Annotated in this window: 23 protein-coding genes; 19 read left to right on the top strand and 4 right to left on the bottom strand. The window is 42.1% G+C overall.

The annotated features are described in order from the left end of the window. Window positions 1–56 precede the first annotated feature (56 nt). The 15 genes from fdnG (at window position 57) to BKO01S_RS17260 (ending at window position 13417) form a co-directional block, all read left to right on the top strand. Window positions 57–3038 carry a formate dehydrogenase-N subunit alpha gene (fdnG, locus tag BKO01S_RS17330; RefSeq protein ID WP_501193739.1) on the top strand — a complete coding sequence of 994 codons (2982 nt, stop codon included), beginning with the start codon at window positions 57–59 and terminating at the stop codon, window positions 3036–3038. Window positions 3039–3040: 2 nt separating this feature from the next. After that, complete coding sequence (locus BKO01S_RS17325) at window positions 3041–3862, top strand: 4Fe-4S dicluster domain-containing protein (RefSeq protein ID WP_066056996.1); 822 nt, start codon at window positions 3041–3043, stop codon at window positions 3860–3862. Next, a complete protein-coding gene (locus BKO01S_RS17320) occupies window positions 3855–4535 on the top strand; it encodes a formate dehydrogenase subunit gamma (protein ID WP_066056993.1) in 681 nt (226 codons plus the stop codon). The genes BKO01S_RS17325 and BKO01S_RS17320 overlap by 8 nt, the downstream gene beginning before the upstream one ends. Window positions 4536–4617: 82 nt before the next feature. Then, window positions 4618–5409 carry a formate dehydrogenase accessory protein FdhE gene (locus BKO01S_RS17315; RefSeq protein ID WP_066056990.1) on the top strand — a complete coding sequence of 264 codons (792 nt, stop codon included), beginning with the start codon at window positions 4618–4620 and terminating at the stop codon, window positions 5407–5409. Window positions 5410–5429: 20 nt separating this feature from the next. Continuing rightward, on the top strand, window positions 5430–6038 hold the full coding sequence (gene mobA / locus BKO01S_RS17310) for a molybdenum cofactor guanylyltransferase (RefSeq protein ID WP_066056987.1): 609 nt from the start codon (window positions 5430–5432) through the stop codon (window positions 6036–6038). Next, entirely contained in the window at window positions 6035–7264 is a 1230-nt protein-coding gene (locus BKO01S_RS17305; RefSeq protein WP_066056985.1) for a molybdopterin molybdotransferase MoeA, read from the top strand. Before mobA ends, BKO01S_RS17305 begins: the two co-directional genes overlap by 4 nt. A gap of 12 nt (window positions 7265–7276) precedes the next feature. Next, the gene (locus tag BKO01S_RS17300; protein ID WP_066056982.1) at window positions 7277–9193 is read left to right on the top strand and encodes a molybdopterin biosynthesis protein; all 1917 of its coding nucleotides are present in this window, start codon (window positions 7277–7279) and stop codon (window positions 9191–9193) included. Between the two features lie 17 nt (window positions 9194–9210). Then, window positions 9211–9675 carry a molybdenum cofactor biosynthesis protein MoaE gene (locus BKO01S_RS17295; RefSeq protein WP_066056979.1) on the top strand — a complete coding sequence of 155 codons (465 nt, stop codon included), beginning with the start codon at window positions 9211–9213 and terminating at the stop codon, window positions 9673–9675. Continuing rightward, window positions 9668–9898, top strand: a complete 231-nt coding sequence (gene moaD / locus BKO01S_RS17290) for a molybdopterin converting factor subunit 1 (protein WP_066056976.1) — start codon at window positions 9668–9670, stop codon at window positions 9896–9898. The genes BKO01S_RS17295 and moaD overlap by 8 nt, the downstream gene beginning before the upstream one ends. Before the next feature lie 13 nt (window positions 9899–9911). Next, the gene (locus BKO01S_RS17285) at window positions 9912–10931 is read left to right on the top strand and encodes a MoeB/ThiF family adenylyltransferase (RefSeq protein WP_066056973.1); all 1020 of its coding nucleotides are present in this window, start codon (window positions 9912–9914) and stop codon (window positions 10929–10931) included. Window positions 10932–11107: 176 nt separating this feature from the next. Further along, on the top strand, window positions 11108–11842 hold the full coding sequence (locus tag BKO01S_RS17280; protein ID WP_066056970.1) for a DUF4230 domain-containing protein: 735 nt from the start codon (window positions 11108–11110) through the stop codon (window positions 11840–11842). Beyond that, window positions 11832–12497, top strand: coding sequence for a uracil-DNA glycosylase (locus tag BKO01S_RS17275; protein WP_066056967.1), 666 nt, complete (start codon window positions 11832–11834; stop codon window positions 12495–12497). Before BKO01S_RS17280 ends, BKO01S_RS17275 begins: the two co-directional genes overlap by 11 nt. 14 nt (window positions 12498–12511) lie before the next feature. Further along, the gene (locus tag BKO01S_RS17270; protein WP_066056964.1) at window positions 12512–12679 is read left to right on the top strand and encodes a uracil-DNA glycosylase; all 168 of its coding nucleotides are present in this window, start codon (window positions 12512–12514) and stop codon (window positions 12677–12679) included. 69 nt (window positions 12680–12748) lie between these two features. Next, on the top strand, window positions 12749–13027 hold the full coding sequence (locus BKO01S_RS17265) for a YwdI family protein (protein WP_066056961.1): 279 nt from the start codon (window positions 12749–12751) through the stop codon (window positions 13025–13027). A gap of 18 nt (window positions 13028–13045) precedes the next feature. Beyond that, entirely contained in the window at window positions 13046–13417 is a 372-nt protein-coding gene (locus BKO01S_RS17260) for a DUF423 domain-containing protein (protein ID WP_066056958.1), read from the top strand. Window positions 13418–13469: 52 nt separating this feature from the next. Here the strand turns inward: BKO01S_RS17260 and gerQ are convergent, their stop codons facing one another. The 3 genes from gerQ to hemQ form a co-directional block, all read right to left on the bottom strand. Next, on the bottom strand, window positions 13470–14009 hold the full coding sequence (gene gerQ / locus BKO01S_RS17255) for a spore coat protein GerQ (protein ID WP_232311269.1): 540 nt from the start codon (window positions 14007–14009) through the stop codon (window positions 13470–13472). Between the two features lie 28 nt (window positions 14010–14037). Further along, window positions 14038–14460, bottom strand: coding sequence for a cell wall hydrolase (locus tag BKO01S_RS17250; protein ID WP_066056955.1), 423 nt, complete (start codon window positions 14458–14460; stop codon window positions 14038–14040). A gap of 160 nt (window positions 14461–14620) precedes the next feature. Further along, window positions 14621–15367 carry a hydrogen peroxide-dependent heme synthase gene (hemQ, locus tag BKO01S_RS17245; RefSeq protein ID WP_066056949.1) on the bottom strand — a complete coding sequence of 249 codons (747 nt, stop codon included), beginning with the start codon at window positions 15365–15367 and terminating at the stop codon, window positions 14621–14623. A gap of 274 nt (window positions 15368–15641) precedes the next feature. Here hemQ and pta point away from each other — a divergent pair, with 274 nt between their 5' ends. Further along, on the top strand, window positions 15642–16619 hold the full coding sequence (gene pta / locus BKO01S_RS17240; protein WP_066056946.1) for a phosphate acetyltransferase: 978 nt from the start codon (window positions 15642–15644) through the stop codon (window positions 16617–16619). Between the two features lie 77 nt (window positions 16620–16696). Next, window positions 16697–17545 (top strand): octanoyl-[GcvH]:protein N-octanoyltransferase, encoded by an 849-nt coding sequence (gene lipL / locus BKO01S_RS17235; protein WP_066056942.1) that lies wholly within the window; start codon window positions 16697–16699, stop codon window positions 17543–17545. Window positions 17546–17635: 90 nt separating this feature from the next. Here lipL and BKO01S_RS17230 read toward each other — a convergent pair whose 3' ends face one another. Further along, on the bottom strand, window positions 17636–18391 hold the full coding sequence (locus BKO01S_RS17230) for an RsfA family transcriptional regulator (RefSeq protein ID WP_066056939.1): 756 nt from the start codon (window positions 18389–18391) through the stop codon (window positions 17636–17638). A gap of 457 nt (window positions 18392–18848) precedes the next feature. Here BKO01S_RS17230 and BKO01S_RS17225 point away from each other — a divergent pair, with 457 nt between their 5' ends. Both BKO01S_RS17225 and BKO01S_RS17220 read left to right on the top strand, forming a co-directional pair. Continuing rightward, complete coding sequence (locus BKO01S_RS17225) at window positions 18849–19073, top strand: YuzB family protein (RefSeq protein ID WP_066056936.1); 225 nt, start codon at window positions 18849–18851, stop codon at window positions 19071–19073. Window positions 19074–19338: 265 nt separating this feature from the next. Next, entirely contained in the window at window positions 19339–20637 is a 1299-nt protein-coding gene (locus BKO01S_RS17220; protein WP_066056933.1) for an HD domain-containing protein, read from the top strand. The last annotated feature ends 5 nt before the right edge of the window (window positions 20638–20642 follow it).

The following is a 20642-nucleotide window of genomic DNA, read 5'->3' as shown; positions in this document are numbered from 1 at the left end:
TCCTAATTTAATTAGGATTTTAATAAAAGGTTTGATTTCTATAGGGGGGAAAAGCAATGGAAATGAATGTCACAAGGAGACAGTTTTTAAAGCTGTCGGGGGCTGTGGCAGCAACATTAGCCGTCGTGGAGCTTGGATTTAATGAAAATGAAGCAAAAGCGAAAGCAAATAGCTTTAAAATTGCAGGCCTTAAGCCAACACCAACGATTTGTCCATACTGTGCCGTTGGATGTGGAATTTTAGTCTATTCAAAAGATAATACAGTGGTGTATACGGAGGGGGACCCGGATCACCCAATTAACGAAGGTGCACTTTGTAGTAAAGGGACAACGGTTAGACAGGTGTATACATCCGATCGCCGTCAGGAGAAGCCGATGTACCGCGCCGCCGGTAGTAGCAAATGGGAAGAAGTGGAATGGGATTGGGCACTGGATAAAGTTGCTCAGAAAATGAAAGAAACTCGCGATCGCACCTTCCAAACGATGGAAAATGGAGTGACGGTTAATAAGACAGAAGCGATTGCCTGCATGGGTGGGGCTGCGTTAGATAACGAAGAAACGTATCTTTTATCGAAGTTAATGCGTGCTGGTATGGGTTTAACCTATATCGAGCATCAGGCCCGAATATGACATAGTTCAACGGTTGCCGGTCTGGCACCTACATTCGGTCGTGGAGCAATGACAAATCACTGGAACGATTTACAGCATACTGATTGTGCAATGATTATCGGTGCGAACCCTGCTGAGAATCATCCTATTAGCTTTAAATGGCTGCTAAAGGCAAAAGGAAAAGGTGGGAAAATTATTTCTGTTGACCCACGATACACAAGAACCTCACAGCAAGCGGATATTTACGGTTCGCTTCGCTCAGGTTCAGATATTGCCTTCATGGGTGGCTTAATCAACTATATGTTAGAAAAAGAACTTTACCATAAGGAATACGTGATTGCCTATACAAATGCTTCGTTTATTGTAGATGAGAAGTATTCATTTGAAGATGGTCTATTCAATAGCTATGACGAAGCTAAACGAAGTTATGATAAGACCTCCTGGGCATTTAAGAAGGATGAGGAAGGGAAAATTCTAAAGGATTTAACGTTAGAAGATCCTCGTTGTGTATTCCAATTAATGAAAAAACACTATTCCCGTTACGATGTGGAGACAGTAATCGGTGTAACAGGAACAGATAAGAAAACATATCTAGAAATTGCAAAAACATTTGGAGCAACTGGAAAACCAGGTAAAAGCGGAACGATCCTTTATGCCATGGGTGCTACCCAACATACCGTCGGAACGCAAAACGTTCGTATTTATGCCATGCTGCAGCTGTTGCTTGGAAACGTAGGAATGCCTGGCGGCGGTGTTAACGCACTTCGCGGTGAATCAAATGTTCAAGGCTCCACGGACTTTGGCTTACTGTATCACAATGTAAACGGGTATATGGAAGTACCGACTGCTTCTCCAGAAGAAGCAACCTACAAAGGCTTTCTCGAAAAAAATACACCGAAGTCTGGGTATTGGAGGAATAAGCCTAAGTTTTATACAAGCATGTTAAAAGCGTACTATGGGAACAACGCTACGGCACAGAACGAATTTGGTTATCAATACATGCCAAAGCTAACACCGAAAAAGGATTATTCGCATATGCGCTTATTTGATGCGATGTATGCAGGTGAACTTGAAGGTCTATTAATGTTTGGAACCAATCCAGTAGTTGGGGGACCGAATGCAGGTAAGGAAAAAGAAGCACTAAGCAAGCTAAAGTGGATGGTCGCTGTTGACCTTTGGGAAACAGAAACATCCGCATTTTGGCAGGAAGGTGCTGGTTCCAAACCTGCTGATATTCAAACAGAGGTATTCTTCTTACCGGCATGTGCATCTTTTGAAAAAGAAGGCTCTATCACTAATAGCGGTCGCTGGATGCAGTACCGTTGGCAAGCAATCCAGCCAAAGGGTGAGTCAAAGGCTGATTTAGAAATTATTCATTTACTGGCGCTTCGCTTGAAGGAACTCTATCAAAATAGTACGAAGCCCGCGGATACACCTATTAAGGCAATGTCTTGGGACTACGGACATGGAAATCACCCTGACATTGACCTCGTTTGTAGAGAAATCAATGGGTACGATATGAACACGAAAAAACAAATTTCACTTTTTGCTAATTTAAAAGACGATGGTTCAACATGCAGCGGAAACTGGATTTATTGCGGCTTTTATACAGAGGAAGGCAATTTGTCTAAGCGTCGCGATCATACAGATGAAGGCATGGGCAATTTCTTAAACTGGTCATGGGCATGGCCGGCGAATCGCCGGATACTTGGAAATCGTGCCTCTTGTAACCCTAGTGGTCAACCATGGTCAAAGGACAAAACTGTTGTTTACTGGGATGCTGCCAAAAGGCTTTGGGTTGGCAATGACGTGGCAGATTTCCCTAAGGATCGAGCACCAGATATAGAAGGTGGAACCGATGCGTTTTTTATGCTTCCAACAGGAAAAGGGGGACTGTTTGCAGGAGTAAATGAAGGTCCCTTCCCTGAGCATTATGAGCCATACGAGAATCCGGTTTCTAATGTGTTTTCAAACATTCAGCTAAATCCAGCCGTAAAATATGGATTGGAAGAGATGAATGCAAAAGGGGAAGCAAAGGATTTTCCAATTGTCGCAACAACCTACCGCATATCAGAGCATTGGCAATCAGGGGCAATGACGCGGAACCAGCCTTGGTTATCTGAACTTGCTTCACATATGTTTATTGAAATGAGTGAAGAGCTAGCAAAGGAAAAAGGAATTAAGAACAAGGATAAGGTCATTGTGACTTCTGCTCGTGGCAAGGTAGAGGCGTACGCCTTAGTAACAAAGCGCTTTAAGCCACACAAGCTGAAGGAAAAAACCGTCCACCAAATAGGAATGCCTTGGCACTTTGGCTACAAAGGAATTGTCACTGGAGAAACTGCAAACCGATTAACGCCACATATCGGTGATGCGAATACAACTATTCCAGAATATAAAGCATTCCTATGTGATGTAAGGAGGGCGTAATAATGGCTGCAGAATATTTAAAATTTGTTGATGTAACGAAGTGTGACGGCTGTCGTGCGTGTATGGTTGCTTGTAAAAACTGGAATGACCTACCGCCTGAATATGAGGAATTCCAGGGAAGTATCCAGTCGCATGAGCAGCTAACAGCTCATACGTGGAATGTCCTTACATTTAATGAACAAGAAACGACAAATGGTGGATTTGAGTGGTTGTTCCGTCATCAATCCTGCCTGCATTGTGTGCAAGCAGGCTGTGAAAAGGCTTGTCCGGAGGATGCAATCAGCCATACAAAATTTGGATCGGTTGTTGTTGATGCCGATAAGTGTGTTGGTTGTGGTTATTGTGTCCAGGGCTGTCAATTCAATGTGATTAGTCTAGCAACCTATAAAGATAAACGCGGCAAGGAATATCGAAAAGCGCAAAAGTGTACGCTTTGTACCGATCGCCTGGAACAAGGGCTGCAACCGGCATGTGTGACTGCTTGTCATACCGATTGCTTAATTTACGATGAGCGTGAAGCGGTGCTCTCTGAAGCAAACAGTCGCCTTTTACAAGTGAAGGATCGCTTCCCAAATGCCAATATTTATAACCCTCAAGGAATTAAAGGGACCACAACGGTGTATCTTCTGGCTGATAAGCCGTCTGTTTATGGTTTACCTGAAAATCCTAAGGTGGCTCTTTCACAGGTCGTATGGAAGGATTATGCACAACCAATAGGAAAGGCCATGCTTGGTGTAACCACCATGGCGGTCATTGGAGCAGTGATTTCCAATTCGATAGCGAAAGTGAAAAATGGAGATAAGGGAGTGGATCACCATGAGTAAGGGAAACCCAAAAATGGTAAAACGTTTTAGCAAGCCTATTATCTTCGTGCATTGGTTAAATGCCGCAGCTTTTTTTGTCCTATATATATCAGCACTGCCGATGTATACCGAATATTTTGATTGGTTATATGCGGTATTTGGAGGACCCGCAGGAGCAAGATTGGTTCATCGAATTGCGGCTATATTCTTTGTTTTACCTGTGGTCATCATCCTTTTGGCTGACCCAAAAGGCTTCTTTTTCTGGATAAAACAAATCATGTCTTGGAAAAAGCATGACTTTGCCTTTTTTAAGGAATTTCCAAAGGAGTTTTTCGGTGGTCATGCGAACATTCCGAAGCAGGACTTTTATAACGCAGGGGAAAAGGTTAATTCGATCTTAACGATTTTAACTGCGGCCATGCTCATATGTTCAGGATTTGTTATGTGGTTTCCGCAATTTTTCCCGCAAGCAGCGGTTATGTGGGCATATCCAATTCATAATATCGGCTTAGGACTATCCGCTGCTGTAGTCATTGGTCATATTTACTTATCCGTTGGGCACCCAGGATCAAAAGCCTCGCTGAGAGGAATGACAAAAGGAGACGTGCCAGAAGAATATGCGAAGGCACACCACGGACGCTGGTATGACGAACTAAAGGATGCAGAAAAGAAAGATGACAAAAGGATAGGGTAAATAATCATTTCTGGAAAGAGCTATCCTGTCTAGAACGGGATAGCCTTTCTCTTCCATACAGATTACGATAGAGGTGAGTGTATTGAGCACAGATAATCAGCATTACGAAGAGCTTCAGAAACGGATTGAGCAAACAAGCCACAATTGGGCCAGCAGGATAGAGGGTACAGATATAGTTATAGCAAAAGGCTCTGGAGGTACGTTTCCACTGATTCCACAGTTACAATTAGACATTAACACAGAAAGATACCACACCTTTATTCACGAGCTTTTAACTCTTTTGGAGTTAGAACAACCATCACTTGCCAAAGAGTACAGCCTTCTTAGACAATCGTTACATGAGAGCCTATTAAAAGAGTGGTTTGAAGCAAGTGTAGCAACAAATTTCTTTTATTTTGAAGAGTATGCTAAGAATCTATCAATAGCAAAGTGGTTACCGTTCTTTATCGCGGAGCACGCCACGAGACCATTTCTTCAAAAGCTCGTTTTGGACCATAAAGAGGAGCTAGATTTAGCAGACCACCAACATGGATGTGTGGCTTGTGGAGAGCCGGCTCGTTTGGCCATTATAAGTAAAAAGGGAAAAAAAGAGCTAATTTGTCCACGCTGTAATTATTCTTGGCAGGAAAAGAAAATCAGTTGTGCCCATTGTGGAACAGAGGATCACACAAAGATTGAAATTTTAAAACTAGAAGGCCAAGAGAATGAACAAATTCATATTTGCGATAGCTGCAAAGGATATACCAAAGTAATTGATGTTCGAAAAATGATTAAAAAAGAATCTCCACAGCTTCTTGATCATAAATCGATTCATTTGGATTATATCGCTCAAGAACGTGGATATGGAATTCCTACAAAAGCAGTTACTCATTAAAAAGAAGGGTGGCAAATGAGATGAGCAGAACGGGAATTATTTTAGCTGGTGGCAAATCGAGTCGAATGGGTCAGAATAAGGCGTTATTGACAATAGAAGGTGCTACCGTGATTGAAAGAATTGCTCATGAGCTAACAAAAATTACGGACCAGCTCCTCATTGTCACAAATACGTTTCGAGATTTTGAGTTTTTAGGAATCCCGATGGTAGAGGACATGCAAAAAGGAAAAGGGCCGATTGCCGGGATACATGCCGGGTTAACAGCAACTACTACAAATGCTAATTTAATCGTGGCTTGTGATATGCCCTTTATTTCATCAAGCTTGGGTGATTTTCTCCTTACGGGGTTAGATGAGTACCAGGCGGTCATTCCCGAGCTTGGTGGTCAATTACATCCACTATATGGTGCCTACCGAAAGGATGCGTTACAGGTGGTCACGAATGCCTTAACGAATAATCAGCTGCGAATTCGCTCGGTTCTCGAGCAGCTTAACGTACAAGTTGTAACAGAAGAATTGCTTCAAAGGAAGCAAATAATGATAAAAGAAACGGATATGTTTAATATGAATGATCCGAAAGAGTATGAGAAAGCGTTGCGTGTCAGAACAAAAGGTAGTGAGAAGAGATGAAATTTTTCCAAGTAAAGTCAGTAGAAGAAACCTATCAGCTAATAGAAGAAAAAGTAAAACCTTTAGTAGAGAAAATCAACATCCCTCTTTTGGATGCCCTTCATTACGTATTAGCTGAAGACATTGTAACAAAAGAAAATGTCCCGAATTTCAGAAGGTCTTCTGTGGACGGGTATGCGCTAAGAGCAGAGGATACCTTTGGAGCCTCGGAATCGATGCCGGGTTTTTTATCTGTAGTTGGAGAAGTAAGGATGGGCCAGGAAGTGACGACTGCCGTTAACTTCGGAGAAGCCATCTATGTTCCGACAGGTGGGATGGTTCCAGATGAATGTGATGCCGTGATTATGATCGAACACTGTGAGGATCTTAGTGGGCTTTTGAATGTGTACAGACAAGTGACTCCTGGAGAAAATGTGATAGGGATTGGCGAGGACGTCAGAATGGGGGAGCTTCTTTTACCAAAAGGGAGAAGACTTCGTTCCCAGGAGCTTGGAGCACTTGCTGCACAAGGAATTACCGATGTAACCGTGTGGAGGAAACCGGTTGTTGGGTATCTATCAACGGGCGATGAAATTGTCCCGATGAATGTGCCTCATCTTCAAATCGGAGAGGTCCGAGATATAAATGTGATGACGATAGGCTCAATCGTTCGAGATAGTGGCCATATCTTCCAATATGCAGGAATTGTCTCAGACAATGTGGAGGATTTAACGAAAAGCATGAAGGAATGGTTTGATAAAGTCGACTTTCTAGTCCTTTCGGGCGGGAGTTCAGTGGGGACAAAGGATCATTCCATGGAGGTAATAGAGTCACTAGGTAAACCAGGTGTGTTTGTCCATGGTGTGGCAATTAAACCAGGTAAACCAACCATTATAGCAGCAGCTGATGGAAAGCCGGTTCTAGGACTTCCAGGCCATCCAGCTTCAGCGATGATCATTTTTCAATTATTTGGAATCCATATTTTACAATGTCTTCAAGGGGTAAAACCATTCGTACCAGAATGCCTTAAAGCAGAGATCACAAAAAATATTCCTTCCGCTCCAGGAAGAACCGATTTTGTGAGGGTTAGCTTAAAAAATAAGGATGGAAAATGGCTAGCAGAACCGATATTTGGAAAATCAGGGCTCCTTTCAACGCTTGTGAAAAGTGACGGCCTAGTTAAAATTCCGTCCCCAAGTGAAGGAATGACTAAAGGAACGATAGTACATGTACGATTATTTAAATAGGGTGTGGACATAATGGTGAGCAAACAATATAAGCGTAAAATTTACTTAGAGGATAAGCGAAGAGCCGAAGCATTAACGGAGCTTTTGGAGAAATTTCCACCAAAAAGAAAAATAGAAAAAGTGCAAAGTTCAGCAGCCCTTGGTCGAGTAACAGCCGTTCCTATTTATGCGAGGTCCTCCATGCCCCATTATCATGCATCTGCAATGGATGGGATTGCAGTAAGGTCTGAAGATACCTATGGAGCACATGAACAGCACCCCCTTCTACTCAAGAGGGGAGAAGGCTTTATATTCGTAGACACAGGAAATGTAGTACCCTATCCGTTTGATGCCGTCATTATGATTGAAAATGTAGAAGAAATCGATGAGGACACCATCGAGATTATTGAACCAGCTTCCCCGTGGCAGCACATTCGCCCAATTGGTGAAGATATTGTCCAGGAGGAAATGCTTTTTACACAAGGACATCGGATACGACCTGTTGATATTGGCGTATTGTTAGCCTCACACACACAGGAGGTCGATGTCGTAAAAAAGCCGATCGTCACAGTGATTCCGACGGGAAATGAGCTTGTTTCCCCATCAGAAATGGCTGGTACGGGAAAGCTGATTGAATTTAATGGTACGGTTATTGCGAACTATGTGAACGAATGGGGTGGAGAAGCGAACCTTCATGAGATTGTGAAGGATGAGCCTGACCAGATTAAAAAGGCACTTTTACATGCAACAGAAAATTCAGAGATTGTTGTTATTAACGCAGGTTCCTCAGCCGGCTCAAAGGATTACACCGTCCATATCATTGAAGAGCTCGGTGAGGTTTTCACCCATGGTGTAGCTACTAGACCTGGGAAACCAGTCATAATAGGGGAAATTAACGGAACGATTGTTATCGGGATTCCGGGATACCCCGTGTCCGCCTATCTTTCGTTAGAATGGTTTGTTCAGCCCCTTATTTGTAAGTATCTTCAAATACCCGTTCCGAGACGAACCAAGCTCCAGGTAAAGCTAGGTCGTAGAATTGTATCGACGATGGGAGCGGAGGACTTCGTTCGTATGAATATCGGTTATGTAAACGGTGTGTTCGTGGCTAATCCACTTACCCGAGCGGCTGGCGTCACCATGTCACTCGTAAAAGCAGATGGGATCCTTATTGTTCCTCCAGACCATTTGGGCTATGAGCAAGGAGACATGGTTGAGGTAGAGCTGTGGAAGCCGCTAGAGGAAATACAACGATCGATTGTATGCATCGGGAGCCATGACTTGACGATTGATTTATTATCGACTTATATGAAGAAGTCGTATGGGACAAAAATATTATCCTCTCATGTGGGGAGTATGGCTGGCATCATGGCGATTCGAAAAGGAGAAGCACATGTGGCCGGTATTCACCTACTCGATCCGGAAACAAAGGAATACAATCTTTCTTATGTACGAAAGTATGTAAGTGGTCAAGAGGTTGTCCTGTATCCATTTTTACGTAGAAGCCAAGGGTGGTTTTTACCTAAAGGGAACCCACTTCAAATAGAAACGGTGCAAGATATAGTTGAAAAGCAGGCTCATTTTGTGAATCGGCAAAAGGGAGCTGGTACGCGAATGTTATTCGATTTGCTTTTAAAAGAGGCTGGAATGAAACCAAGTGTAGTCAATGGGTATAATCGTGAAATGTTTTCTCATCTAAGTGTGGCTGCCGAAGTAAAGGGGGATCCGAGGGCAGTTGGACTAGGAATTTTCCCTGCGGCCCGGGCGATGGGCTTAGAGTTTCTTCCTGTTGCAGAAGAACGTTATGACCTGTTAATGACCGTTTCATTTTTTGAGAGCATGCAAGGAAAAGAGCTTATCAGTATGATACAATCGAGTCAGTTTATAAAAGAAGTTACTGAAAAATTAGGCTATGCAGTGATCAAAGATGCTGAGCCCATTTTTATATAAGGAACTGAGGTGCTAGGATGAATTTTGAAATATCTAAGGAACCGATTGATACGCAATCGATTATTGATAAAGTCATTCAAAGAGAAGCTGGGGCCATTACTACGTTTATTGGGACGGTAAGAGAGCTAACGGCAGGAAAAAAGACATTATACTTAATCTATGAAGCCTACGAATCCATGGCTGTAAAAAAATTAGAGCAAATTGGACGTGAAATCGAAGAGCGCTGGACGGGGGCAAAAGTAGCAATATCGCACCGAGTGGGGAAACTTGAAATTACGGATATCGCCGTTGTCATCGCCGTTTCTACCCCACATCGTGCCGATTCCTATGAAGCCAATCGTTACGCAATTGAGCGGATCAAGGAAATCGTCCCCATTTGGAAAAAAGAGCACTGGGAAGACGGAGAAGAATGGATCGGAAATCAACTAGAAACCGTTGCTTACCCAACTGGAAAACCAGAGGAGAGTGATCTAGATGAATAAAGTAATGTTTTTCGCCCATTTACGCGATGCAGTTGGAGAAGAATCGGTATCAGTAGACCTTACAGGGAAAACCGTTGCTGAAGCAAAAGCGATTCTAAGCGAGCAGCATGGGATAAATTTGGAAACCGTTATGACAGCTGTAAATGAAGAATTCGCTGGTGACGATGATGTATTAAGTGACGGAGATGTGGTTGCGTTTATACCGCCGGTTAGTGGGGGATAATGGAGGTTTTAGCATGGATGATCGGTACTCAAGGCAAATTCTATTTTCACCGATTGGAAAGAATGGGCAGGACAAACTAGCGTCTAAGCATGTGCTGATGATTGGTGCAGGGGCGCTTGGATCCGGCAATGGGGAGGTGCTCACGCGAGCGGGTGTTGGGAAGCTTACCATTGTGGATCGAGATTATGTAGAAGCGAGCAATCTGCAAAGACAGCAGCTGTATACCGAAGAAGATGTTCGTGAGAAGCTTCCGAAGGCGGTCGCAGCTGAAAAAAGATTGAAGGCCATTAACAGCGAGGTTGAGATTGTTTCCATTGTTGGTGATGCATCACCTGAGATGCTCGAGGAGCTTGTCCGGGATGTGGATGTAATTTTGGATGCGACGGATAACTTTGAAACTCGGATGGCCATTAACGATATTTCGCAAAAGCACAAAATCCCTTGGGTTTATGGAGCTTGCGTAGGGAGCTTTGGCATGAGCTTTACAATCATTCCAGGCAAAACTCCTTGCTTAAATTGTTTGCTGAAAAGAATCCCTATTCAAGGAATGACCTGTGATACAGGCGGGATCATCGGACCGACTGTACAGATGGTAATTGCTCACCAATCGGCAGAGGTGCTGAAAATTCTGGTGGAGGATTGGGAGGCCGTTCGTGAAGGGTTCACAAGCTTTGATTTATGGCGAAATCAATACACGAGCATGAAAGTGGGAAAAGCAAAGGATCCAGGCTGCTTGTCTTGTGGAGATTCACCTGAGTATCCCTATCTGGAAAAGGATAATCTTTCGCGCTCAACCGTTCTTTGTGGTCGTGATACGGTGCAAATTAGACCACCAAGACAAAGTGAGATTAATTTAGCAGATTTAGCGAACCGGCTAGCTAGTCTAGGTTATGGGGTGAAGGCAAATCCATACTTGCTGTCGGTTGAAATGGGTGAACAGCGTGTCGTTATCTTTAAAGATGGAAGAGGTCTTGTTCATGGGACGAAGGATATGAGTCAGGCGCGTTCGATTTACCAGAGATTGTTGGGATAGGTAGAATAGGACGGAATGAAAGTTCAATGAAAACAATTGCTGGTCGCAACCATTGCGACCGGCTTTTTCCATATAAAATCTACTAATATCTTCTATCCGACTTCTTTCTGCAAAATTCTACAAATTCCCTCGGCAACCGTTATAATAATATCTAGTAGTTTGTTAGGAGGGTGAAGATGAACGAGAAAGAGGTACAAATGCAATTAGAGGCATTGCAGAAGGAGCTTACTGAAGCGAAGAAGCAAATGGCGGCTAGCGTTGCGTTCACTGAGCTGCACCATCACAAGAAAATAAAGATGGGTGTGATTCCGAAATCATGGAAATGGAAGCTAGCAGGATTAGCTGTATTTATTCTAGTCATATTCGGAGCCATGTTTACCATAAAAAGCACAGATAAAGCTGCCATACAAACAGGTAGTTTCATAGAGCAAATAAAAGACTTGTCGTCACTTGCGTCGTCACAGGCTTACGTGAAGGCAGTTATTGAAAAAGAGGACAATCAGCTGTTTGGGAAGGAAATTAACACGAATCTTCCAGGAACAAAGAGGAAGTTCCTTCTTATTATCCCAGGAACCGTTACAGCAGGAGTCGATTTAACAGGAATCACCGAATCAAATCTCCACGTAAACCAAGAGGAAAAGACGATAGAAATCCAACTTCCTCGAGCCAGTATGATCCAGGAACCAGCACTTGATTTTGATCAAGCTCAGGCATTTTCAGTAGAAGGTATTTTCCGGGATGAAGTGAATTGGAATGAGGGTTACGAGCTCGCAGAGGAAGCCAAGGGAATCGTAAAGGAAGAGGCGATATCCCAAGGACTATTAGAGGTAGCAGAACAAAATGCAGAAAAAACATTAACCGAGTTTTTCTCAGCACTTGGCTATAAAGCGGTGATCACATATGAAGAGTAATTTGAACGGCTGGGAATCGTATATTGGTGGGGAGTTTACAAAGGAATACTTTACAAAGCTCGAACGAATGATGGAGTCAGAGTACGAACAATATACGGTCTATCCCAAAAGGGATCAAATCTTTTCTGCACTTACGTACACGGCCTATGAGAAGGTAAAGGTCGTTATACTTGGTCAGGATCCTTATCACGGCCCGGAGCAAGCCCATGGCCTGAGCTTTTCAGTCCTACCAGGTGTTCCAATGCCTCCCTCGTTAAAAAATATTTTCAAAGAGTTACAGAATGACCTAGGCATACCCATTCCAAACCATGGATATTTAAAGAAATGGGCGAAGGAAGGAGTACTCCTGTTAAACACGGTTCTAACGGTTCGAGCGGGAGAGGCTCATTCTCATAAAAAAATGGGCTGGGAAAAATTTACGGATGCGGTGATTACAAAGCTCAGTAATAGAGAGGAACCGATGGTGTTTGTTTTATGGGGAAAACCAGCACAGGAGAAAAAGAAGCTGATTTCCGGTCATCATTATATCATCGAAGCTCCTCATCCAAGCCCGCTTTCTGCTTATCGAGGGTTCTTTGGGAGCGAACCATTTTCAAAAACAAATAAATGGCTGAAAGAGAATGGTTACTCGGAAATTGATTGGACAATTGAATGAAAAGGATGGATCACATGAAGGTGGAAAAAATGGACTGCTTTAAGTGCCAGTATTTCTACGTTACTTGGGACCCTCATTTTCCAAAAGGATGCAAAGCATTTGGGTTTAAAACAAGACAGCTTCCGTCGGTAGAAGTATGGAAAGCTTCTGGTCAAGCATGCCTGCGTTTTGAGAAAAAATAACGCTATTCTTTGGAAAATTAACTATCAGGTCGTATACTATAGGATAGACAAGGGTATGGGGTGAACGAATTGGATATTAGTGTGCAAAAGCTACTTTTAAAAATGGAACAGGAGCTGCAAGCAGCCAAATCAAGTGGGAAAACCTCTCACGTAAGAGAACGGGTTCAAGCAATTAAAACATTATGTGAGCTTGTGCTTGAAAGTCAAACAGGTGAGGTAACGCGAAGTAATCCTGTTATTCCTACGATACGCGAACAGCAAATTCTAACTCCTTCACCTATTCAAACACAGCCCAAAAAGCTGCAAATAGACGATGAAAGCAATGGAGATTCACTGTTTGATTTTTAACAGAATGGGGTGGAGAGGTTGAAGACTTTTATTATTATTGGTGCGATTAATGCTTTTCTAGCAGTGGCACTGGGAGCCTTTGGAGCACATGGACTGGAAGGGCGAGTGGAGCAAAAATACTTGGAGATTTGGAAAACCGGAGTAACCTATCAAATGTTCCATGCTACTGGCTTATTGATAGTAGGTGTAATGCTTGGGCGCTTGCCAGCGAATACGCTTTTATCATGGTCAGGCTGGATGATGTTGATTGGTATCGTTCTTTTTTCAGGTAGCCTATACGTCATGACGTTAACGAAAATTAGCATCCTCGGTGCAATAACACCATTAGGGGGCTTATCGTTCTTAGCTGCTTGGATTTTAATCGTGGTAGCAGCGGTAAAATATTTGTAAAAAATAAGGAGCATCCTGTAAAAGGATGCTCCTTATTTTTCTATTTTTCAAATCAACGTGGAGGGTAGGAAGCTAATCCAGGGGTATAACCAGGATATTCATACTCAAGTTCCTCATCAAAGGTAGCGTATGCGAAGTACACCATTGGAATTAAATATCTCATGCCGGTTTGCGGATCGCTTAGGATTAAGTGGTCACGCCCAGCCGCTTCAATAATTCCTTTAAATGTCCTTGCTAAGGCCTCACCATTTGCATCAAAGTTCGTGTATACAGTAGCGAGCTTCCCTTTATTTAGACGGAGGATGTTTTCGATATATGATTCCTCGAGTGGTAGCATCCCCGGTATCTGAGGAGCTGCTGATGGAGCGTTAAAGGCGCCCGTGTAACCAGGAACAGCACCGACCGGTGGTATCGTTGATCCTGCTGGCATCGTTGGATAAACTGGTGTGCCGTATGTAGGCATCCCCGCCCCTGCTACCTGACCAGTAGTTGGGTATTTTTGTGCACCTGGTTGGGTCTGTGCGCCATAATAAGGCTGTTGATAACCTGTTTGTCTGTAGAAAGCATTAGGATCATTATAATTTTGTGACAATGTAAATCCCTCCTAGAAAGTAATTAATTTAATATACTTTTGGACAAGCCTGCTGAGTAGGGCTGAAGAAGCAGTGTGCTTTATACCGGCCTGTATTCCACTGGTTATACCACTGAGCTGGACAGGAGCCAGTTGGTCTAAAAAACCAAAGGGAATTTGAACCGGGATGAAATCGCTCTCCTTTAATGACGCGTCTAGCAAGTTTTATTTCATTTTCTCTTGGGGCCTGGTAAAAATATCCCTTAATGGTAGCCTCAAATCCGCCTGGACGCTGGTAGACCATCTTACGTAAATCACGAATGTCTTTAAAATCCAAACATTCCCCTCTTACTCTATTCACACCGACATTTCCAACTAGCAACATACCTAAGTTTCCATCACCTTCAGCTTCCGCTCGAATTAATCGAGCCAGTAGCTTCACATGCTCTTCTGTGTAAGGAATCACACCCATAATTTTCACCTCTCTTCGTGTTGTACCTTCTAGTGGTGAGATGAAAGGGTCAAAGAAAAGAAGAAAAACTCACTAATTCATTCGTATGTAAGGGGAAATTCTTTTATTCCATGGAAAGACAAAAAAACCCCCTAGCCGAAGCTAGAGGGTATGATCGTGATTAGTTTACGTGTAAGAAGCTATGTAGATGATCAATCTCTAATAAATTCCCTACAAAGAAGGCACCGAATTCGCCGTATCGTGCGCTTACTTCATCAAAACGCATTTCGTATACAAGCTTTTTAAATTGTAATACATCATCTGAGAAAAGGGTAACTCCCCATTCATAATCATCAAAGCCAACAGATCCCGTAATAATTTGTTTTACTTTCCCAGCATACTGTCTACCGATCATCCCGTGACTGCGCATCATGGAACGACGCTCCTCCATCGGTAGCATGTACCAGTTGTCATTGCCTTGGCGGCGCTTGTCCATTGGATAGAAGCAAACATGTTTCGCTTTTGGTAAAGTAGGATACAAACGAGCTAGAATCTCAGGGCTTTGATAAGGATCCTGATCAGCTGGAAGATAGTTGCTAAGCTCAACAACAGATACGTAGGAATGAGCCGGAATCGTATATTCAGCAAGAATTGTCTTATTAAATTCTGTTTCAATTTCATTTAGCTCTTCCATTGTTGGACGTAAAATCATCATCATAAAATCTGCCTTTTGTCCAACAATTGTATATAAAGCATGGCTGCCTTCCTTCTTATCTTGAGTAGTATTCCATTTTTCTACTAAACCTAAAAATTCATGAATAGCGGTTTGTCTATCGTCACTTGATAATAATTTCCAAGCGCTCCAATTAATTGTGCGGAAGTCATGTAAACAATACCAGCCATCAAGAGTTTGTGCTGCTTCTGCCATGTAATTCACTCCTCATTAGAATTATTATAATGTACAAAACATACTATACCATAGTTTCACCATGAAACGTGTGAATAAAACCTGAATTTTCACGATGGTTGTATTAAAAAAGTATAATTATAGTAAGAAATGCAGATAGTAAAATAGGTAAACTTTTTGTAACTATTCAGAAAACAAAAACTTTTTTACTGAAAACGGTAACAATCTTTGAAACAGTTGAAATTTTATGTGGTAGGCGTATGCTAAAGGTATAGTACATAAGGGAGGATTCGTCATGAGCGACCTATTTACAGGACTGAAGGAAAAAGTGAGTGGACAAAACATGAAAATCGTTTTTCCAGAAGGTCTAGACGAAAGAATTATAAGTGCAGCAGGACGTTTAGCTGAAGAAAACGTATTAACGCCTATTTTAGTAGGAAATATAGAGGCTATTGAAGCAAAGGCAAAGGAATTAGGTGCATCGTTAGAGAAAGCTGAAATCTATGACCCAAGTCAATTTGCAATGATGGATGAGCTAGTTGCTTCTTTTGTTGAAAGAAGAAAAGGAAAAGTGTCTGAAGAGGACGCACGCAAAATTTTACTAGATGAAAATTACTTTGGAACGATGCTTGTTTATTCAAACAAAGCGGATGGACTAGTGAGCGGAGCAGCTCATTCAACAGCAGATACCGTAAGACCTGCTCTTCAAATCATCAAAACAAAAGAAGGCGTTCGTAAAACATCAGGTGTATTTGTTATGGTACGTGAGGATGAAAAGTATGTGTTTGCTGACTGCGCAATCAACATTTCACCAGATGCTCAGGATTTAGCTGAAATCGCGGTAGAAAGTGCAAAGACAGCTAGAATGTTTGATATCGAGCCAAGAGTGGCGATGCTTAGCTTCTCAACGAAGGGTTCTGCAAAATCTCCAGAAACAGAAAAGGTTTCTGCAGCTGTTCAAGAAGCAAAGCTAAGAGATCCACTTCTTGTATTAGATGGGGAGTTCCAATTTGATGCTGCATTTGTTCCATCAGTAGCGAAGAAAAAAGCTCCGGATTCAGTCATTCAAGGGGATGCGAACGTATTTGTTTTCCCAAGTCTAGAGGCTGGTAATATCGGATACAAAATTGCTCAACGTTTAGGAAATTTTGAAGCAGTTGGTCCGATTTTACAAGGCTTAAACCGTCCGGTAAATGACCTTTCTCGTGGGTGTAACGAAGAAGATGTATACAAGCTGTCATTAATAACAGCGGCCCAAGCATTAAGTCAATAATTACTAGTGAGCCAGTTCTCTATAGCTGGCTCTTTTCTATGGTAAAATAAAGGCAAGAAAACAAGAGGTGACGAAACGTGGAAGAAGCGCAAAAGCTATTAAACCAGCCTACATGGAGAATTATTGATCAATCAAGTACGGGACTTCATATGAGTGCGCTTCATTCGTTTGGGTATGATGATACGCTCTGTGCCTCGATCGGCACAAAGGGAGCACCTGCAACCGTCCGAGCGTGGGTTCACGCGGATACAATTGTACTTGGTATTCAAGATACTAGATTGCCTTTTATAAAAGATGGACTAGAGTATTTGATAGACCAAAACTACGAGTATATTGTTCGAAATTCCGGTGGATTAGCCGTCGTACTAGACGAAGGGGTTCTAAATCTATCAATTATTCTTCCGGAACAGGAGAAGGGAATCGATATCAACCGTGGATACGATGCAATGTGGGAGCTTGTTCAGGAGATGTTTGCTGATTTTGGCCAATCCATTGAGGCAAGAGAAATCGTAGGTTCCTATTGTCCGGGAAGCTATGATTTAAGCATTGATGGGAAAAAGTTTGCCGGAATTTCACAGCGACGTCTGCGCGGTGGAGTGGCGGTTCAAATCTACCTATGTGTGACGGGCAGCGGGAGTGAACGTGCGAGAGTCATTCAAGAATTTTACGAAAGAGCTGTCAACAATCAGGAGACAAAATTTTCTTATCCGAAAATTGAGCCATCGGTCATGGCATCCTTGTCTGAGTTATTCGGGGTGTCTCTCACCGTTCAAGATGTGATGCTAAGGCTCTTGCTAACCTTGAAGAAAAAGGCTGTTTATCTCCAGGCTGGGGAGTTGACGGATGACGAACTGAAGTTGCTTGATTCATATGTGGTAAGAGTAGTGGAGCGGAACGATAAGTTTTTAGCAGAGGCAAGTGAATAAAGTAATAACAAAAAGCCATACCTAATTTAGGTGCGGCTTTTTTAACTGCAAGAGATATTATTGCCTTCTCTCCCATACTTATCTATATATTTATTCAGCAATCTTTTCTAGATTTCCATTTCGGTCCATCTTGAATTTCGTTGCTGGGCGTTCTTCATCTTCCTCTAATACGACTAGTTTCCGAGCACGATTCATGATTTTCATTAATGTCTCGTAATCTTCTTGGATGATTTCCGTGTTTTGTTCCAGATGCTCGATCTTTCCTTCTAGCTCTTCATTGCGTCTTTTCAGTGAAGCAATTTCACGCTTAAGCCTCTCATTCTCACTTTTTAAAATATCCACTTGGATGTTGGATCCACCTAGTGATCGTAAATACGAGATGACTGTCTCCATATTCATTTCCCTTGGCGCTTGGATTTGCGAAGCTTGAGGGCTTGGCAAGGATACCTGTGTGACAGTTGCTGGCATTGCTGCAGGCTCAATGGCTATTTCTTCAGAGAAGTTTGGAACTTCATAGGCTTCCACTTCAGCTGATGCGATTGAACCAACCTCTTCCATTGTTGGAACGGGTGGAGAGTATAATAGTTTCTTTTTCCCACCTTGATCTTTTCCTAGTATTCTTTGACGCTGCTTTCTTTGCTTTTTCGCTAATTGTAACGCTTTTTCATACCGATGTCTTACGACCGCATTCCAACGGAAACCACATGCTGCAGAGGTACGATTAAGCTTGTCCCCAACCTCTTCAAATGCATTTAGCTGTGTGCTTCCTTCCCTAACATGTCGTAAAACGGTTTCAGCTAGTAATAAATCATTTTCATCTGTCCACGCGTCTTGTCTAACTTTCATTCTACTCAACTCCCTAACCTTATACATTTTCATGTTCTTAGTTAAAGCATGACCACATGTTGCCGGTTTTATACCAATTGATTGCAAGGATAGTAGATTTTTTTAATGCTTCTTTTCAAAAGTGTCGTTATTCAATGCAAAGTAATAAGATACTATACTCATTTTTTGATAAATACTCCTTATATCAGCTAGAAAAGAGCTTGGGATACGAGATAAGTAGTGCTGTCTTAATATATAGTGTAAAAGGCCGTATCTTAGGGCTTTTACGAAAATAACAATGTTTGTAAACATTACAATCTTTAAAAGTAATTAAGATTTCACTAGATAGACAGGTTTTTTATGGATATTCGGCTAAGGATTACAGCTTGCATTAGGAGAAAAGAAACGGTAAAATACCGTTTAGATTATTAAATAGAGTTTACTTGGCTTAGTTTGCACCGAAGAAAGGGTTGTAATAATGGCAAATGAATTTCGTGTGTGTGACGATTGTCAGGCCGTAAATTTAAAAACATTGATTCCTCGCTTAAAGGACATGGATCCTGAGGCAACAATTGAAATTGGCTGTCAATCATACTGCGGACCAGGGAGAAAGAAAACATTCGCATTTGTGAATAATCGTCCCCTTGCAGCACTAACAGAAGAAGAATTAATGGATAAAATTAATAAGAAGCTGAAAAAATAAAATCACCTATAGTACGAATGATAGGTGGTTTTTTCTTTGATAAAATGGTCGGTTGAGATGCATGAACGAGCCGTTATTTCGATAGAAATAACAGCGAAGAGAGTGCGTTCCAACCGACATGTTACTACCCGTGTAGGGGAGAAAAAGGTTGAATGTAGCTTTCTAATTTTGTCGAAATTTTGTAGAATTTTTCCTTTTTTAAGGTGAATTGTAGAATGAATCAAGTTATAATAGTTTAAAGATAGATAGGAAGAGGGATTCTACAGTGGCATATTCACAGGAAAAGCTAGTGGAGGAAAAGGTATTTAAAGATCCCGTTCATCGTTATGTACATGTGAGAGACCGTGTGATTTGGGATTTGATTGGTACGAAGGAATTCCAACGTCTTCGTCGTGTGAAGCAGCTTGGAACGACATATCTTACATTTCACGGGGCAGAGCATAGCCGTTTTAACCATTCGCTCGGAGTCTATGAAATCATCCGTCGCATTATCGATGATGTGTTTGATGGGAGACCAGAATGGAACAGTGAGCAACGTTTGCTTTCACTTTGTGCTGCACTCCTTCACGATCTTGGACATGGACCCTTTTCGCATTCGTTTGAAAAAGTATTTGACCTGGACCACGAAGCTTTTACACAAAAAATTATTTTAGGTGATACACAAGTAAATGCCGTTCTAACAAAAGTAAGTAAGGACTTTCCGAAAATGGTCGCTGAGGTCATTGCCAAAACGTCACCCAATAAGCTGGTGATAAGCTTGATCTCGAGTCAAATTGACGCGGATCGCATGGATTACTTACAAAGGGATGCGTATTTTACAGGTGTGAGCTATGGGCATTTTGATATGGAACGCATTCTACGTGTAATGCGACCAAAGGAAGATCAGGTGGTTATTAAGCAGAGCGGTATGCATGCTGTGGAAGACTACATAATGAGTCGATACCAAATGTATTGGCAGGTATACTTCCATCCCGTGACTCGTAGTGCAGAGGTCATTTTGACAAAGATTCTCCACCGAGCAAAGCATCTATATAAAAAAGGCTACCAGTTTTCGTACGAGCCGATTCATTTCTACTCCGTATTTGACGAAAACATCACCCTTCATGATTACTTGAAACTAGATGAGGCAGTCATTCTCTACTATTTCCAGATGTGGGAAGAGGAAGAGGATGCCATTTTGCGGGACCTGTGTATCCGATTTATGGATCGTAATTTGTTTAAATATGTGGAGTTTGACCCAGCAAAAGAATATAAGAAGCTAAGTGAGCTTTCTACTTTATTTACAAAGGCTGGTCTCGACCCAGAATACTATTTAGTTGTCGACTCATCGTCTGACTTACCATACGATTTTTATCGCCCGGGTGAGGAAGAAGAGCGACTACCGATTCAATTGCTTATGAAAAATGGGGAAGTAAGAGAACTTTCAAGGGAATCTCAAATCGTAGATGCCATTTCAGGGAAAAGAAGAACGGATCATAAACTATATTTCCCTGCGGATCTTTTAAAGGACGATTCGTCAAAAAAGAATATTAAAAAACAAATTCGAAATTTACTAGACCTATGAGATAT

This window comes from Robertmurraya korlensis NBRC 107688, from assembly GCF_001591645.1.
Taxonomy (GTDB): Bacteria; Bacillota; Bacilli; order Bacillales; family Cytobacillaceae; genus Robertmurraya_A.
Note: the sequence above shows the minus strand (reverse complement) of the source record. Positions and strands in the feature narration are given on the sequence as shown.